We start from the raw sequence: 17,548 nt of genomic DNA, 5'->3' as shown, positions 1-17,548 counted from the left end.
CAGGAACGAAGCATGACCCAGAGCAGTCTGCAGACCCAGTGTCCAAAATGCCGTACCCGTTTCCGGGTTACCGATGAGCAGCTTGGCATTGCCAAGGGCAAGGTGCGCTGTGGCCACTGCATGGATGTCTTCAATGCAGTCGAGCACCAGGTGACGGGCGGCGTTGGCAGTGCACAAGGGGTACCCTCTGACACGAGCAGCAGGGTGCCAGCAGAGCCTTCCCCACCAGCGCGCTCCGCCACCGGCTTGACCAGCGACATAATTGAAGACAACTTCATCTTTGCTGACAACCCCGAGGAAGATGCTGCGGAAGGCCGCTATGCCGGCACCAGGCTGACTTTTTCCGATGACGAGCTAAGTGATAGTTTTCGTAGCTTCGACGACCGGGACTCTTCCTCGCGGGATGATTCGGGCGACGAAGATCTTGCTGAAGACGTCGATGAAAGCTGGGCTGAGGCCATTCTCCAGGAGGATAGCGCACCGGCAAAAGCGCCCCCCGCGCCAGAGACCGGGAAGCCGCGGGCAGAACCGGAATCAGAGCCACAACCAGCAGAACGACAACAAGAGCCCTCACCTGAAACCGGTGAGTCAAGTGCCGACATAGCATCAGAGAGCATTCCAGAGCACCCGCAGGGAGACGCCCCGGGCTTTTATGTTGAAGAACAGCCCGACCCTGCGTTTGAGTCCTTTGCCGATGAACATGGGGCTGAATCAGAAAGTGATAGCCCGCAACGGGACGAACCCTTCGCAGCGAGCACGCCGTTTGGCGATCTCAGGCGCGACCCCGTATCTCTGGGCGGTAACAACAGAAGTTGGCTGCGCACCCTGATCTGGTCAGTCATTGTGCTTGGTCTTGTGGGTGCTTTGGTTGCGCAGGTGACCTGGTACCAGTTTGACCGGCTATCCGCGATACCGGAGCTTCGGCCCTTCTATGAAAAGGGCTGCGAGCTGGCCGGCTGCGAACTGAAACCGCTGATCAATGTTGATGCAATCAAGAGCCGTAAAATGGTTGTTCGCACCGACCCTGAAAACCGCAGCCAACTGATCGTCGATGCGGTGATCATCAATCGGGCGGACTTTCAACAACCCTTCCCGGCCATTGCTCTGACCTTCTCCAACCTGAATGGAGACGTTGTTGCCCAGAGTGTTTTCACCCCGTCGGAATACCTTGCCGGCGAGGCTGAAGAACTCGAAATCATGCCGGCGGAAACACCGGTTCGCATTGCGATAAGTATTCGTGACCCGGGCCGTGATGCCGTTAATTACAATATCAGCTTCCGCCCCCATATGCCCTGAGACTGCTTGCCGGCGATAACCCGGCAGGTACGTCAGTCGCCACTTCATAGAACAAAAGTCAACCAGAAAGAGCGAAAAATAATCAGTTTTTTCGCCTCCCTGCCCCTTCAATCACAGTGCCCTCGGCGGTATCATTAGCGCCCTTCGGAATCCGCGTCGGTTATTTATTAAACAACCGATTCGCTCCGACTTTTGCTTAATCTGCTGTGATACGGATTCAGATCATGTTGCCAATGGCAAAAATCGGGCCGTACACTCTGCCCAATCCGCTGATCGTTGCACCCATGGCGGGTGTGACAGACCGACCCTTCCGGCTGCTCTGCCGCAGAATGGGCGCAGGCCTGGCGGTGTCGGAAATGGTAATCGCAGACAGCAAACTCTGGCATACGCGCAAATCCAGAACCCGCATGGACCATACCGGGGAGCCAGAACCCAGATCTGTTCAGATCGCCGGCGGTGACCCGGAAATGTTGGCGAATGCGGCCCGGCTAAATGCTGAGTCTGGCGCCCAGATTATCGACATCAACATGGGCTGCCCGGCTAAAAAAGTATGCAACAAAGCAGCCGGCTCGGCGCTGATGAAAGATGAGAATCTGGTCCGGGAAATACTGGAAGCGGTCGTTAGCGCAGTTGATATCCCCGTTACGCTGAAAATGCGCACCGGCTGGGACGAGGACAACCGTAACGCACTGGCCATTGCGCGTATGGCCGAAGACAGCGGCATTCAGGCGCTAGCGATTCATGGCCGTACCCGCGCTGACAAATACAACGGCGATGCAGAGTACGACACCATTGCTGAAGTGAAATCCAGCGTCGGCATTCCGGTATTTGCCAACGGTGATATCACATCACCTGAGAAGGCCCGCTGGGTTCTAAAGTATACCGGCGCCGACGGTCTGCTTATTGGTCGTGCCGCGCAGGGCAGCCCATGGATTTTCCGGGAAATACTGCATTTCCTTGAAACCGGTCAGCACCTTCCGGCGCCCCCACTGAATGAAGTGGAACAGATTCTAAGCGAACACCTGGACGCCCTGCATAGCTTTTACGGAGAGCTCATGGGTGTGCGCATTGCCAGAAAACACGTGGGCTGGTACCTGCAGTCTCACGACCCCGGCAAACAGTTCCGTAATCGCTTCAATGCGCTAAACGAAGCGCTGGAACAGAAAGACAGTATCCAACAGTATTTTTCAGGTTTACGAAATGGAGAGGTATTCGCAGCATGACCGCTGAGACTTTGGCAAATAGCACCTTGAACCCCCCGGCCAACGATGACATTCACCAATTGCAAACGGTGAACAGCAGCGGCACCACCGTTACCCTGCGCGATAACGTTGAGGTGGCCCTGAAAAATTACATCGCCCAGCTTGATGGTGCACCCGTTACGGAGGTTTACCAACTGGTGCTCTCCGAAGTGGAAGCACCGCTGCTGGAGCAGGTAATGAAATACACCCGCAACAACCAGACCAAGGCATCCGCCATGCTCGGCCTGAACCGCGGAACCCTGCGCAAGAAGCTTAAGCAGTACGGTCTGCTATAATCGAAACACCCTGACTTGATGAGGGCCTCCCGGATACCCTTCGCGAGGCCCTCCTTCGTTCACCCCAAGTGAAGATGTGACCCCATGGCAAACCAGGCTAACACCCCCGTCCGTCGCGCACTGATCAGCGTCAGTGATAAATCCGGCATCGTCGAGTTTGGGCGCGCCCTCACCGACCGCGGTATCGAACTGCTCTCCACCGGAGGCACCTTTCGCCTTCTGAAAGAAAACAGTGTTCCCGTAACCGAAGTCTCTGACTACACCGGTTTCCCGGAGATGATGGACGGCCGGGTAAAAACCCTGCACCCTAAAATTCACGGCGGCATTCTCGGCCGTCGCGGAACAGACGATGCCGTGATGAGCGAGCACGGCATCAATCCAATCGATGTGGTTGTGGTGAACCTTTATCCCTTTGAAGCCACGGTTGCCAATCCGGACTGCGACCTTGCTACCGCCATCGAAAACATCGACATTGGCGGCCCCACCATGGTTCGCGCCGCAGCCAAGAACCACAACGACGTTGCGATTGTGGTAAACGCCTCAGACTACGGTCGGGTCCTGAAAGAGCTGGATGACAACGATGGCCAGCTGAGCCACAGCACTCGCTTTGATCTGGCGGTAAAGGCATTCGAGCATACCGCAGGTTACGACGGCGCCATTGCCAACTATCTTGGCGGCCGCACAGCAGACAACGACAACGCCGATTTCCCGCGCACCTTCAACAGCCAGTATATCAAGGTGCAGGACATGCGTTACGGCGAGAACCCTCACCAGCGCGCGGCTTTTTACGCGGAGCGCAACCCGAAAGAAGCCTGTGTTGCCACAGCAAAGCAGCTACAGGGCAAAGAGCTGTCTTACAACAACGTAGCAGACACCGATGCCGCCCTTGAGTGTGTGAAGCCCTTCGCGGATCCGGCCTGCGTTATCGTCAAACACGCCAACCCTTGCGGCGTGGCGATCGGTGCCGATATTCGCCAGGCCTATGACTTGGCGTTCGCGACCGATCCCACCTCGGCCTTCGGCGGCATTATTGCCTTCAACCGGGAGCTGGATGCAGAAACCGCCAAGGCGATTATTGAACGCCAGTTTGTGGAAGTTATTATCGCTCCCACTATCACCCCGGAAGCGGTCGAACTGGTCAGGGTCAAAAAGAATGTACGCCTTCTGGCCTGCGGCGAACTCGGCGGTGATCGTGTCCAGACCATGGACTATAAGCGCGTAACCGGCGGTCTTTTGGTTCAGGATCGCGATCTGGGCATGGTGGCTATGGCCGACGTGAAAGTTGTGACCACTCGCCAACCAACCGAACACGAGCTGAACGATCTGCTGTTTGCCTGGGAAGTGGCGAAGTACGTGAAATCCAACGCCATTGTCTATGCTCGCTCAGGCCGCACGATTGGTGTTGGCGCAGGCCAGATGAGTCGCGTTTACAGCGCCCGAATTGCTGGCATCAAAGCCGCCGATGAGAATCTGGAAGTGAAAGGTTCAGTCATGGCCTCTGATGCCTTCTTCCCGTTCCGCGACGGCATTGATGCTGCCGCTGAAGCCGGCATTACCGCCGTCATTCAGCCTGGCGGATCCATGCGCGACCAGGAAGTAATCGACGCCGCCAACGAACATGGCATTGCCATGGTCTTCACCGGTATGCGCCATTTCCGGCACTGATACAACACTTTGTAAACGTACAGGGCAACGAGATATGAATATTCTGGTAATCGGCAACGGTGGGCGTGAACACGCACTGGCCTGGAAAGCGGCCCAGTCTCCGGATGCGGATACGGTTTTCGTAGCACCGGGCAACGCCGGTACCGCCCGCGAGCCGGGTGTTGAGAACGTCAACATAGACGTTCTGGACCTTGAAGGCCTGGCCACATTTGCCACTGACAATAAGGTCGGTCTCACCATCGTTGGGCCGGAAGCACCTCTAGTGGCCGGCATAGTGGACCTCTTTGAAGAACGAGGCCTGCGCGTATTCGGCCCCAGCGCCGGCGCGGCGCAGCTGGAAGGCTCAAAAGCATTCACCAAGGACTTTCTTGCGCGCCAGAAGATTCCTACCGCCGGCTACGGCAACTTTACAAACGTCGACGAAGCCCTGACTTATGTTCGTGAACAAGGCGCACCCATTGTTGTAAAAGCAGACGGCCTTGCCGCTGGCAAAGGTGTCATTGTTGCGATGACGCTTGAGGAAGCCGAAAACGCCATCCGGGACATGCTTGCAGGTAACGCTTTTGGCGACGCTGGCAGCCGTGTTGTCGTTGAGGAATTCCTGGACGGCGAAGAAGCCAGCTTTATCGTGATGGTAGATGGTGAGCATGTGCTGCCCATGGCCACCTCCCAGGATCACAAGCGCGTGGGCGACGGTGACACCGGCCCAAACACTGGTGGTATGGGAGCCTACTCTCCTGCCCCGGTGGTGACCGCCGAGGTGCACCAGCGCATCATGGACGAGGTAATCTACCCAACGGTGCGCGGTATGGCAGCAGAAGGCCACCCGTATAAAGGCTTCCTCTACGCGGGCCTGATGATCGACACCAACGGAGCGCCGAAAGTCATCGAATTCAACTGCCGCTTTGGTGATCCGGAAACCCAGCCTATTCTGCTGCGTATGAAATCGGACATCGTTGAACTCTGCCAGGCTGCCATTGATGGCAAGCTGAACCAATGCAGCTCTGACTGGGACGAACGCGCCGCCGTAGGTATTGTTCTGGCCGCAGGTGGTTATCCCGGCAACTACAACAAAGGCGATGCCATTTCCGGTCTGCCAGAAACGGAGACCGAGGGCGAGAAGGCGTTCCATGCAGGAACCGCACTCGACGACAATCAGGTGGTCACAAGTGGCGGCCGGGTTCTCTGCGCAACCGCATTAGGCAACACCGTGACGGAGGCTCAGCAGCGAGCTTACAAGCTTGCTGAGAAAATACGCTGGGATGGCGCGTTTTACCGCAACGACATTGCTTATCGGGCCATTGCCCGCGAGCAGGCGTAATCTTACGCCCTGAATTAAAGCCCGGCCATTGACCGGGCTTTTTTATGGGGTAACGTGAAACCACTCGCCCCGAGGCGCATACCACACATAGCCAGGAACCACTCAGATGCTGCAAAAATCTCCCGTTACCGCCTTTTTTCTACTTTTATCCATTCTGCTTGTAAGCGCCTGCTCCCGTCATGGCATTTACGAAACGGCTATCGGGCTGGAACGTTCCGCTGCCGGGCTAGAGGCTGACACTATCACTGTGGGCGAGCTGGAAATTGCTTATCTGCGCAATTCAGAGATGAATAACGGCGATACCATCGTGCTGGTTCATGGTTTTGGTGCCAACAAGGATAACTGGACCCGCATCGCCCGGGAGCTCACAGATGATTTCAACGTTTATGCCATAGACCTCCCGGGCCACGGTGAAAGCAGCAAGCCGCTGGATCTCGGTTACCGACTGGAACAACAAGTCAGCCATCTTGCCCGTATTCTCAAGGCTCTCAACATAAAAGAAATGCACATGATGGGCAACTCCATGGGCGGTGCAATTACTGCTCTCTATGCCGCCACTTATCCGGAACAGATCAAAACTGCCGTACTGTTCGACCCGGCTGGCATCGTCCAGTATGAGAGCGAACTGGTCGATCTGATAGTCGCTGGAGACAATCCGCTTATCCCCTCCAAACCCGGCGATTTCGAGCGTCTGATGGATTTTGCGCTTGTGAAAAAGCCTTTTGTTCCTTGGCCCATTCTTGGCGTTATGGAAGAGCAGGCCATTGCCAATCGGAAGGTGAATGAAGTGATCTTTGCCGCAATCCGGGACGCCGGCTTCGAACCGGATTTTCGCAATACCATTACCCGCATCAAGGACCCGGTACTGGTAGTCTGGGGCAAGGAAGACCGTGTGATTGACTATCGTAACGGCGAAGTCTTTGTGGATGCCATCCCCGGTGCACGACTGGAGGTATTGGACGGGATCGGACACGCGCCGATGATCGAGGCGCCGGAAGAGTCGGCCCGGCTGTTCCTGGAGTTTGCCAAACCCCACATTTCAAACGCCGGGTAAGGATTGCTGGCACGAGGTTCTGTGGCTATCGGCTTCAACGGTCGGGGAAAACAAGGTAGCCTTAGACGTAACATGATCCGTTTCCCCTGAAAGAATCTCTCATGCCTGAAGCTATCTGGATTTCTTTTGCATTCGGCCTCGGCCTTTTGATGAAGGCCGTCGGATTGCCGCCGCTGGTTGGTTACTTGGCGGCGGGCTTTGTGCTCAGTGGCCTGGCAGCAAACCCATCTATCGGCATCTCTGCAGAGCCCACATCAGTACTGGCTCATATCGCCCACCTGGGCGTGCTGTTGATGCTGTTCACCGTCGGCCTCAAGCTCAAACTCAAGTCGGTTATCAGCCCGGAAGTCATCGGCGGCAGCCTGCTGCACTTTGCAATCACCTGTCTCGTATTTACACCCGGCCTTTACCTGCTGCTGGATATCAGCTGGTACATTGCCTTTCTGCTGGCCGTTGCCCTGTCGTTCTCGTCTACCGTACTGGCCGCAAAGGTACTGGAAAACAAACGCGAGCTCAGAGCCTTCCACGGCCGGGTGTCCATCGGCATTCTGATCATGCAGGATCTGATTGCGCTGCTGGTGATGAGCCTGGCTGCAGGCCAGTCGCCATCGCAGTGGGCACTGATTGTCTTCGGCCTGCCACTGCTGCGGCCGCTACTGTTCAAGCTGCTTGATGCCAGCGGCCACGACGAACTTCTGGTTCTACTGGGTATGCTCCTGGCACTGGTTATTGGCGGCATGGGCTTTGAAGCCGTAGGGCTTAGCTCAGAGTTGGGCGCCCTCATCTTCGGCGCCATTCTTGCGAACCATCCTCGCAGCCAGGAGCTGGCAAAATCCTTGTGGAGTGTGAAGGAAGTTTTCCTGGTTGGCTTCTTTTTGCAGATCGGCATAGGGGGTTTGCCGGATGCCAATGCCATTATCTTTGCCGTAGTCGCAGCACTGGTTTTGCCCTTAAAGGGTATTTTGTTTTTCTTCCTGATGCTGCTGTTCCGTCTGCGGGCCCGCAGCGGCTTTCTGACCTCGCTGGCCCTCACCAACTACAGTGAATTCGGGCTGATCGTCGCCAGCATTGCACTGCCGGAGTGGCTGGTGCCTCTTGCAATAACGGTGGCGCTATCCTTTCTGATTTCCGCGCCGCTTAACCGGATCGCACACCCACTGTATGAGCGTCTGAGCCATCGCCTTGTGCGCTTCGAGAGTCACCAGCGGCACCCCGATGAGCTGCCTGTTTCTCTTGGCGACACCCGCGTTCTGGTTATGGGTATGGGGCGAACCGGCACGGCTGCCTATGACTGGCTGAAAACGTCAGAAGCAAGGCTGATGGCACTGGATTCTGACCTCCCTAAAGTGGCACGACACCAGGCAAAAGGGCGGAACGTTGTCTATGCCGATGCCGAAGACAACACCTTCTGGGAGGCGCTCCATATGCCATCCCTGGAAGCCGTTGTTCTTGCCATGAGCGATATAGAGGCCAAACTGATCGCGGCCCGAATGCTGCGAAAACTGGGCTTTACCGGCTATATCGTTGCCCACACCATGTATGCGGATGAAGCCGAGCGCATTCGTGAAGCCGGCGCCGATGATGCCTACCTGACCATGAGTGAAACCGGCGTAGCCTTGGCCAGTCACCTTCTGGACAGGGTTCCGGCCGCACCGGCGCTGGCTTCAGGCAGGTCGAGCTGAGCTCAGCCTGCGGGCAGAGCACATGTCCGGAGGCCGGTATAAACGTCGTTTCTCTCGGGCAGATAAGCTTGGCGGTAAGTGCCGCGAATCAGGCTGGACGACGTGGCGCAACTGCCACCACGGCTGACCTTGTGATCCCCGAACTGAAGCGTAGACATGAACGGATACATGTCTATACAAAAGCCGTCATAAGGGAAAAACTGGCTGCTGGTCCACTCCCACACCGTACCGATCATTTGCCGGCAGCCGAAAGGGCTGTCTCCTGCCGGGTAATCGGTCACCGGATTCTGCGCCATGCCATTGGCGTTCATGTCGGCATGAATGGACTCTGCCAGGTCGTTACCCCATGGATACCTCCGGAACGGCTCACCCTCCTGATTACCAAGCGCCGCCACTTCCCACTCTTGCTCGGTAGGCAGACGCCGTCCCGCCCAACGGCAATAGGCTTCTGCCTCCCAGTAGCTGACGTGGGTCACAGGCGCATCCGGGTTCATTGGTTGCCACTGGTCGAATAACCTTTCCTGCCACTGGCCATTGTGCCAGCGCCAGTACAGCGGGTGCCGGGGTGTCAGCAGCAGGGGTTCCGCTTCTCTGTGCACCAGCGCCATGTCGGTTTCGGTTCTCAGCCATTTCCGGCCTCCAAAAGACCACCACACCGGCTTTTGATAACCACCGTCTTCGACAAAAACCATAAACTGTTTGTTGCTGACCAGGCACCGGGAAATCGCAAACTCATCCAGGCTCACTGAGTGACGCGGCTTTTCACTGTCGAACGCAAAATCCGCGTTCGCATACTGCGCCGAATTGCCTGGCATACCGATCAGCCAGTTACCGGCAGGAATAACTGCATCGTCCTTAAGAAACGCTTCTGACGATTCAACGATTGCCGGGCGTTCGAAGTTCGCCCCCGGAGGCGATGGGTAACCAACGGTCTGACGGCACCACACCAGCGACTCGATATGCATGTTCTGATGAAATATGGCGTAGCGACAGAGATACAGTTCGCGATCTGTCAATGGTTTGCGTTCAATGCGTTCCGCCATTTTGGCGTAGACGTGATCGAAATAGGCCAGAGTCTTTTCAAACCCGGGAAACAGGTCGCGACACCAGCGATCCCGATGATCAATGTGGAACGAGTCCCAGAGATCGTCCATGGCAGGATCAAAACTGGCATCGCCATCCAGAAGATTGAATACGAACACTTCGTAAAAAAATGCAGCATGCCCCATTTCCCAGAGCGGCGGATTCACTCCCGGATGATACGGAACATCAAGCTGTTGCTCGGTCAGTGAGGTAATCAGTGCGCGCGTTCGTTTTCGCGTCAGGGCAAGTTCCGCCAGCAATTCAGCCTTCTGCATCCGTTCCGCTTCCATCATGACTCCTTAAACTTGATTCACTTTCATACTATCAGGTCCAGACCAGCATAATGACCGGCACAGCAACAACTGTGACGATTACAGTCAGAGGCAAACCCAAACGCCAGTAATCTCCAAATTCATAACCTCCAGGCTCCATAACCAGAGCGTTAGACTGATGACCTATAGGCGTCATGAAGGCGCAGGAGGCTCCAACGGCAACAGCCATAAGTACTGCATCAGAGGCTATCTGCAGCTCGCCCGCCAGGCTCAGCGCAATAGGCGCAACCACAATAGCCGCTGCGGCATTGTTTACTACGTTCGACAAGAGCGTTGTGCCCACCAGTATCATTACCAGCACCGAGGCAACTGACAGGTTCTCGCCTAATACCAGCATCTGGGCGGCGATTAAGCCGGCTCCCCCTGTGGTTTCCATTGCTTGACCAACCGGTATCATTGCAGCCAGCAAAACGACCACCGACCAGTCAATCGCCTTGTAAGCCTCTGCTGCAGACATGAGTTTTACCAGTACCATCGCGACTGCTGCGGCTACCAGAGCGACGGGGGCTGCGAGCAGGCCTGTGACGATGGCAGTAATACTGGCCAAAAAAATGCCGGAGGCCATCGCAGTGTTGCGGGGAGAGCCCAGCCTAAGCCCACGCTCCGCAAGTGGCAGGCAACCGAGCTCCGCCAGGGTGCCACCCAGAGAATCTTCAAAGCCCTGAACCAGCAATATATCGCCGGCATTGAACCTTATGTCGCCAAGACGCCGCTTGAGCCGGTAACCCAGTCGTGCCACGGCAACAATATTGAGATGGTAGTGCTCACGCAGCTGAAGTCGGTTGGCGGTCTGCCCTACCAATGACGATTCTGGAGCAATCACCGCCTCCACAAGATGAAGCTCGCCTTTCGCAATCTGCACGGAGGCTTCTTTATCGCCTTCTGCGTTTACCCCTTTGGGGATTTCATCCTCTGCTCCAGTGCCATTCTTTTCGTTGCCATCTTCCGCCTCTTCTTTTTCCTCGATAGCCTGATGTGCAAGTTCTAATCCCGTATTATCGAGGAATGCCTGCAGGCTGGTGGTGTCTGCCTCAATCAACAGTACATCCCCCTCACGCAACACCTTGTAAGTAGAGGGCACGGCCTGACGCTGTTCCCCCCGAATCAACGCAAGAACGACTACATCCGGTTCGTCCCCGGCTCCGGTAAGCAGGCTGTGCAGCGTTGTGCCTGCATGCGGGGAATCAGCAGGGATACGCAGTTCCGTTACGTATTCTCCAACGCTGAAAAGTTTGGCACCAGCGGCGCTTTCCTCACGGCGGGGTGTGAAACGCCAGCCGATCAGCGTGATGAAGGCAATCCCGGCAAGCGTAATCGCCACACCGACAGGGGCAAAATCGAACAGCCCGAAGGAGCCGCCCTCACGGTAGGAGGCAATTATGATATTCGGCGGCGTGCCAATCAGTGTCATGGTGCCGCCCAGCAGTGAGCCAAAAGCCAGAGGCATCAGCAGCAACGAAGGCGAGCGCCCCGCTTCCCGGGACATCCAGATTGCTACCGGCATCAGTAACGCAAGCGCGCCTACGTTGTTGATAAAGCCTGAGCAAAGGGCTACAACGCTGGTCAGCGTGAGTATCTGAAGCGTCGGACGATGGCCGATCTTACCCAGCAGGCGCGCAATGTTGTCCACCACGCCGCCGTTCACTAACCCCTGGCTGATAACCAGAACGGCAGCTACGGTAATTACGGCGGGATGACCAAAACCGGCAAACAGCTCTTCCGTTGGCACCAGCCCGGCAATGGCGACAGCCAGCAAGGCCAGCATGGCCACTATATCAAAGCGCAGGCGGTTCCACACAAACATCGCAAGGGTGATTCCGAGCACCGCAAATACAATGCCCTGATCAATACTCAAGGGCGATCTCCTTTTGCTGGACGGATACCAGAATATAGCAAAGCCCAAAATAAAAACCCCGCTAACTGTTTCCAGTTGCGGGGTTTTCATGCTCCCGGAACAAGCCCGGGAGCGGAAACACAATAAACCGTTCGATTAGAACTGGTTCATGGTGTTGTCTCCACCACCGGCTTTAAGCGCAGCATCACCTGCGAAGAACTCCTTGTGGTCGTCACCAATATTGGAACCAGCCATGTCCTGGTGCTTAACAGTGGCGATACCCTGGCGAATTTCCTTGCGCTGCACACCTGCAACGTAGGCCAGCATGCCTTCGTCACCGAAGTAGCCTTTGGCCAGGTTGTCGGTAGACAGAGCCGCAGTGTGGTAAGTCGGCAGAGTGATCAGGTGGTGGAATACACCAGCTTCACGGGCAGCGTCGCGCTGGAAGTTGGCGGTCCACTCATCAGCCAGTTGACCCAGCTCAGTGCTGTCGTACTCTTCGCTCATCAGCTTGGCGCGGTCGTAGGCAGATACGTCTTTGCCTTCTTCCTTCCAGGCATCGAATACCTGCTGACGGAAGTTCAGAGTCCAGTTGAAGGACGGGCTGTTGTTGTATACCAGCTTGGCATCGGGAACGACTTCCTTGATGCGGTTAACCATCGCAGCAATCTGGCCAACGTGCGGCTTCTCGGTTTCAATCCACAGCATATCAGCGCCGTTCTGCAGGCTGGTGATACAGTCCAGAACAACACGGTCTTCACCAGAGCCTTCTTTGAACTGGAACAGGCCAGATGCCAAACGCTTAGGCTTAACCAGCTTGCCATCTTGCTTGATCACAACGTCGCCGTTGTTGATATCTTCAGCTTTGGCAATAACATCGCCATCGATAAAGCTGTTGTACTGATCACCCAGATCACCCGGCTCGTTGGTTACGGCGATCTTCTGGGTCAGGCCTGCGCCCAGTGAGTCGGTACGGGCAACGATCACACCGTCGTCTACGCCCAGCTCCAGGAACGCCAGACGCACAGCGTTGATCTTGGACAGGAAGTCAGCGTGCGGCACAGTTACCTTGCCGTCCTGGTGACCGCACTGCTTCTCATCAGATACCTGGTTTTCGATCTGGATGCAGCAAGCACCGGCTTCGATCATCTGCTTGGCCAGCAGGTAAGTCGCTTCGGCGTTACCAAAGCCAGCATCGATGTCGGCAATGATTGGCACAATGTGAGTTTCGTGGCTGTCGATCTGCTTGATCAGCGCTTCTGCCTTGGCGTTATCGCCAGCATTCTCAGCTTCTTCCAGATCACGGAACAGGTGGTTCAGTTCCCAGGAATCTGCCTGGCGCAGGAAGGTGTACAGCTCTTTAATCAGGCCGGAAACGGCTGTTTTCTCATGCATGGACTGATCAGGCAGCGGACCGAACTCGGAACGCAGAGCCGCAACCATCCAGCCAGACAGGTACAGGTAACGACGCTTGGTGGTACCGAAGTGTTTCTTGATGGACAGCATCTTCTGCTGGCCAATGAAGCCGTGCCAGCAACCCAGAGACTGAGTGTACTGAGACGTGTCATTGTCGTAGTTCGCCATGTCTTCGCGCATGATCTTGGCGGTGTACTTGGCGATATCCAGACCAGTTTTGAACTTGTTCTGAGCGCGCATACGAGCTGCATGCTTAGGGTTGATAGCGTGCCAGGTCGGGTTTTGCTTCAGGATGGAAGCAATGGTATCGACGTCTTTTGCGTAAGGCATGATCTCGATCCTTTCTATGTTAACGACGTATTCTGATGACTGAATTCTGAGCAAACCGTTATGTGGTTAGCCTGCGTTGCCGAGTACTCTAGTAGCTTCCAATTTATAATTGAAATTTATATGATCTATATTCATCATTTTTGCGATGAATAATGGTTAATAGCCGGCGGGCGGTGAATGCCCCGGGTTGACGGCTGTTAGCATCGATTCACTCAAGTCTGGCAAAGCACGACCAGTCGGTCGCCGGGCTGCAATTCCAGATACTGCCTGCGCGGCGGATTCATCACCAGGTGCCGCCCGCGAGCGTCCGCAGCGGCACGAAACACGCCAAGGGCAACTTCACCTTCCACAGCCAGAATTTTTTCCAGCACATGAAAGTCGGCGCTTGCTGGCAGCGGATAGTCGCCAGGTTCCTGAAACCGAATTTCAGCTCCGCCAACAGTGAACAACTCATCCAGAACCATCCTGAGCTCACGGCGCAACGCTACCTGAGCCAGAATATGACTGAGAATCATCGGGCTGATCAGCATTTCACTCTGGTGGTCGTAAAGGAGGTGACGATTATCCGGATCACTTAACTCCATGATCAACTGCGGCCGCTGCGGAGCAGCGGCCAGTATATCTTCAAGCTGAAGGTAACCAACCATGGTCCGCGCGTCGGCTTCTTCCCCAGAGGCCAGTCGGTCACTGCTAAGCAGTATAATGGTGTCATAGCTGGCCGGATTGATCCGGCGCAACTCATCCTCAACCATGTAGTCAGCTTCAATATGGCTGTAGTCCTCGAGAAGCTTCCCGGTAGCGTAACGATTGAGCGCATGTTCGCGCTCGGAGATGGGCACAACAGAAACAATATCCAGCACAGGCTGCCCGGGGCCGTAACTGGAAAACTCGGCCATCAGGCTGGGCACTCGGCGGTTCCAGCCGAGCAACAAAATACGGCGACCTTCCAACTTGTGCGCGCGAACAGAGCGCTTTGCTTCGCCACGGCCGATCTCAGGCAACACAGGCGCTTTCGGATCCGCATCCGTTTCGGAGTAATCCCGGGCCATCATGACAACCCGGTCCTCAGCGTCTATGCGAGTTGCAGATGGAGCGGCTAACTGGACATCCCAGCCCTGCTCACGACGGCGGAGCAGCCCAAGTATGATCACGCCTGGGCGTTCGGATGCCAGTTCGCCCAGAGACAGGCCCGCCATCGACTCGCCGCCCCGAACGTAGATCTCATTGTCCTCACCCGCCGTAAGCAGCTCGTTGTAGACTTCAGACAATCCCGGATGCAGCACGTTCTGCACCATCAGTCGGCTGATGGTGGCGTTACCGGCAACCACTTCAATAGGCCCGGGATAGGCCCGTTCAACCACAGGCAGTTTACGGATATCCTGAATCTCTGCGACCACAAAGGGCAGAGGCGCCTGGTACTGTCTTGCCTGAGCCGCGATCGACAGCAGGGCTTTAACGGTCTCCACATCCGAGGTGATCAGGCTGCCAGCTTCGTAGACCGCGCTGGGCACAATCACCGCAGCAGCATCAAGACAGGCAACCCGGTGCAAGGCTTCAGGCTGAATGGCGGAACCTGAGCGCAGGATAATCTGGCGGGCGCGGCGGCCAATACCAGGCTCGTTACGCAGTTCATGTACTTGTTCTGCGGATGCCTCCTCCGACAACACCACCAGGTTCAGTCTATGGGTATCGTGTTTTTCCAGGAACCGGCGCATGCGGCCGGATGAGCCCAGCAGTTCGGAAAGCAGTGGCAGAGTCTGGCTGGTCCAGCCCAGCACGACCACATGTTTTTTCAGGGTAACCGGGGTTAGTCCACGCTCGAGATCCGCCATTTTGGCAATCAGCCAGCGGGTAAGAATGGCCACCAGGGTGCCCATAAATACCACATAACCACTGATGGTCAGCAGCGTTGAAACAAAACGCTGCCAAGTGCCCACATCGTCGCCCAAATAGCCGGGATCCGTCAGGCGCAGAAAAGCCCACCACACGGCAGACCCTGGATCATCGAAATCACCGCCCTGGGGCACAACCAACAGGCCGCCGACCAGGGATATCAGGCCTATAAAAATACCAACCACCAGAAGCTGGAAACCGGCGCCTTTTACCAGTTGTCGCTCAACAATAAACTTCACACGGTCAACTACACGGAAAGGCAGCACGGCGGTCTTTTTCATCCGTTTGATCCGGTGGGCGTTGAAAGCGTTGAGCTCTGCCGAGCCGTGGATGACAAGGGTAATGCCAGGGCCTCCCGCAGTGACGACGTAAACTGCAGAACCCCTTCCACAGGCCCAAGCCCCCCGCGCGCCAGCGTCCGCTGAGGTTGGGACTGCAGATCTGCAATCACAATACGGGTGCCGTCATTCTGGCAGGTGGCAATCAGTTTGTTGAGAGCCGACAGACCGCCCGCATCCAGCACGGTAACGCCATCCATATACAGGATAAACCCGTCAACGTTTCGGGACAGCTCCGCAAGTTCGCCAAAAATACGATCTGCCGCTGCAAAAAACAGCGGGCCATTGATTTTGAACACCCTCCAGCCCGCCGGCAAAGTTTCTTCGCTGATCCGTTTACCGGAAGTGATATCCGTCACCTTGGTCATCTCAGCCATTTCACGCATGAACAGCACCGCCGCCAGCAGGACACCGGTGGTAATGGCAATAACCATATCCAGGGCAACAGTCAGGGAAAAGCAGGTCAGGAAGACCAGAACATCACTGAGCGGCGCGGTCTTCAGCAGATGCACGGCCTTAGGCGCTTCGCTCATGTTCCAGGCTACCATGATCAACAGGGCCGCCATGGCTGGCATAGGCAAGTAGGCCAGCACGCCGGCCAGTGATACTAAAGCCAGCAAAACCACTGCGGCATGAATCATGGCTGCGACTGGCGATTCGGCACCGGCACGGTAATTTGCAGCGGACCGGGCTATGGCTGCTGTAGCGGTAATGCCTCCAAAAAATGGTGCCACAATGTTGCCAATCCCCTGCCCCATCAGTTCGCTGTTGGCGCTATGGCGCTTTCCGGTCATGCCATCAAGCACCACGGCACAGAGCAGCGATTCAATAGCACCAAGCATGGCGATGGCAAAAGCCGCCGGCAAGAGTTCACGCACCATGCTCCAGGACAACCCGATAGCCTCCCCACTGGCATCCGCTCGTTGCCAGGGCCAGGCAAACTCCGGCAGAAAAGGCGGGATACCGGCACCTGTGCCGCCGCCCGGCAGCATGTAACTGAACCTTGACCCTATGGTATCTATGGCCGCGCCGTTGGCGTTAAGCCATAGCGCCAGCAGGCTGCCAATCACGACTGCCGGAAGATGAGGCGGAACCGGGGTTTTCAGACGCGGCCAGAGCAGCATGACCGCAAGCGTAACCACGGCAACCAGGGCGCTCATGGTATCCAGCGCCGGAAAGCTCTGCGCCAGCACAGCCAGCTTGCCCCAGTAGTGCTCCGGCATAGTCTCTACAGAGAGACCAAAAAAGTCTTTTACCTGCAGGGTTGCGATCACTACGGCAATACCGCCGGTAAACCCGAGGGTAACGGATTCCGGAATGTATTCGATAAAACGGCCCAATCGCATGATCGCCATGAGAATCAGCAGAACGCCGGACATCAGGGTGGCCAGCAACAGGCCGCCAAGGCCGTAGGTCTGGGCGATGGGGTAGAGAATAACGACAAAAGCCGCCGTAGGGCCGGAGACACTGAAACGGCTACCGCCCGTCAGGGCAATAATAAAGCCGCCAATAAAAGCCGTATAGAGGCCGTACTGTGGCGCAACGCCGCTTGCGATAGCCAGTGCCATGGCCAGTGGGATTGCGATAATACCCACGGTAACGCCTGCCATGAGGTCACGCAGAAAGCGGCGGCGATTGTATGGTTGGTCTATGCAAGCTTCCCGGAAGGCGTGGGCAAGCCGGAGTGAAAACAGGTGGGCGCGATGGGGCATACTGGCCTCGTGTCTAGGAATACATACAGGTAGCGAGGCCCCATATCATATATAA

The 17,548-nt window shown here is 56.2% G+C and carries 12 protein-coding genes; 7 read left to right on the top strand and 5 right to left on the bottom strand.

Annotated features, from left to right (window positions below; translation table 11 throughout):
- The first annotated feature begins 12 nt into the window (after positions 1-12).
- From BUA49_RS04985 to BUA49_RS04955, 7 genes are all read left to right on the top strand, one after another.
- A complete protein-coding gene (locus tag BUA49_RS04985; RefSeq protein WP_072796027.1) occupies positions 13-1,296 on the top strand; it encodes a DUF3426 domain-containing protein in 1,284 nt (427 codons plus the stop codon).
- Positions 1,297-1,520: 224 nt separating this feature from the next.
- Positions 1,521-2,519: a tRNA dihydrouridine synthase DusB gene (gene dusB / locus BUA49_RS04980; protein WP_072796026.1), complete on the top strand. Its 999-nt coding sequence runs from the start codon at positions 1,521-1,523 to the stop codon at positions 2,517-2,519.
- Positions 2,516-2,833 (top strand): DNA-binding transcriptional regulator Fis, encoded by a 318-nt coding sequence (gene fis, locus BUA49_RS04975; RefSeq protein WP_072796025.1) that lies wholly within the window; start codon positions 2,516-2,518, stop codon positions 2,831-2,833. The genes dusB and fis overlap by 4 nt, the downstream gene beginning before the upstream one ends.
- A gap of 84 nt (positions 2,834-2,917) precedes the next feature.
- Positions 2,918-4,498 carry a bifunctional phosphoribosylaminoimidazolecarboxamide formyltransferase/IMP cyclohydrolase gene (purH, locus tag BUA49_RS04970; protein WP_072796024.1) on the top strand — a complete coding sequence of 527 codons (1,581 nt, stop codon included), beginning with the start codon at positions 2,918-2,920 and terminating at the stop codon, positions 4,496-4,498.
- A 34-nt stretch (positions 4,499-4,532) separates the two neighbouring features.
- Positions 4,533-5,819, top strand: a complete 1,287-nt coding sequence (purD, locus tag BUA49_RS04965) for a phosphoribosylamine--glycine ligase (RefSeq protein WP_072796023.1) — start codon at positions 4,533-4,535, stop codon at positions 5,817-5,819.
- A 106-nt stretch (positions 5,820-5,925) separates the two neighbouring features.
- Positions 5,926-6,873 carry an alpha/beta fold hydrolase gene (locus BUA49_RS04960; RefSeq protein ID WP_072796022.1) on the top strand — a complete coding sequence of 316 codons (948 nt, stop codon included), beginning with the start codon at positions 5,926-5,928 and terminating at the stop codon, positions 6,871-6,873.
- Between the two features lie 101 nt (positions 6,874-6,974).
- Positions 6,975-8,555, top strand: coding sequence for a cation:proton antiporter family protein (locus BUA49_RS04955; RefSeq protein ID WP_072796021.1), 1,581 nt, complete (start codon positions 6,975-6,977; stop codon positions 8,553-8,555).
- Between the two features lie 2 nt (positions 8,556-8,557).
- On the opposite strand, the gene senA is transcribed toward BUA49_RS04955, so the two are convergent.
- The 5 genes from senA to dauA all read right to left on the bottom strand — a co-directional run bounded on the left by senA (position 8,558) and on the right by dauA (position 17,493).
- Positions 8,558-9,928 carry a selenoneine synthase SenA gene (senA, locus tag BUA49_RS04950; protein WP_228704408.1) on the bottom strand — a complete coding sequence of 457 codons (1,371 nt, stop codon included), beginning with the start codon at positions 9,926-9,928 and terminating at the stop codon, positions 8,558-8,560.
- A gap of 34 nt (positions 9,929-9,962) precedes the next feature.
- A complete protein-coding gene (locus tag BUA49_RS04945; protein WP_072796020.1) occupies positions 9,963-11,825 on the bottom strand; it encodes an SLC13 family permease in 1,863 nt (620 codons plus the stop codon).
- Positions 11,826-11,960: 135 nt separating this feature from the next.
- Positions 11,961-13,550, bottom strand: coding sequence for an isocitrate lyase (locus BUA49_RS04940; RefSeq protein WP_072796018.1), 1,590 nt, complete (start codon positions 13,548-13,550; stop codon positions 11,961-11,963).
- A 212-nt stretch (positions 13,551-13,762) separates the two neighbouring features.
- Positions 13,763-15,709 carry a CASTOR/POLLUX-related putative ion channel gene (locus BUA49_RS04935; protein ID WP_072797675.1) on the bottom strand — a complete coding sequence of 649 codons (1,947 nt, stop codon included), beginning with the start codon at positions 15,707-15,709 and terminating at the stop codon, positions 13,763-13,765.
- A gap of 11 nt (positions 15,710-15,720) precedes the next feature.
- Complete coding sequence (gene dauA / locus BUA49_RS04930) at positions 15,721-17,493, bottom strand: C4-dicarboxylic acid transporter DauA (RefSeq protein ID WP_072796017.1); 1,773 nt, start codon at positions 17,491-17,493, stop codon at positions 15,721-15,723.
- Positions 17,494-17,548 lie beyond the last annotated feature (55 nt).

The sequence above is a fragment of the Marinobacter antarcticus genome, assembly GCF_900142385.1.
Classification (GTDB): Bacteria; Pseudomonadota; Gammaproteobacteria; order Pseudomonadales; family Oleiphilaceae; genus Marinobacter; species Marinobacter antarcticus.
The sequence above is the reverse complement of the archived record's forward strand: the minus strand, read 5'-3'. Positions and strand labels throughout refer to the sequence as shown.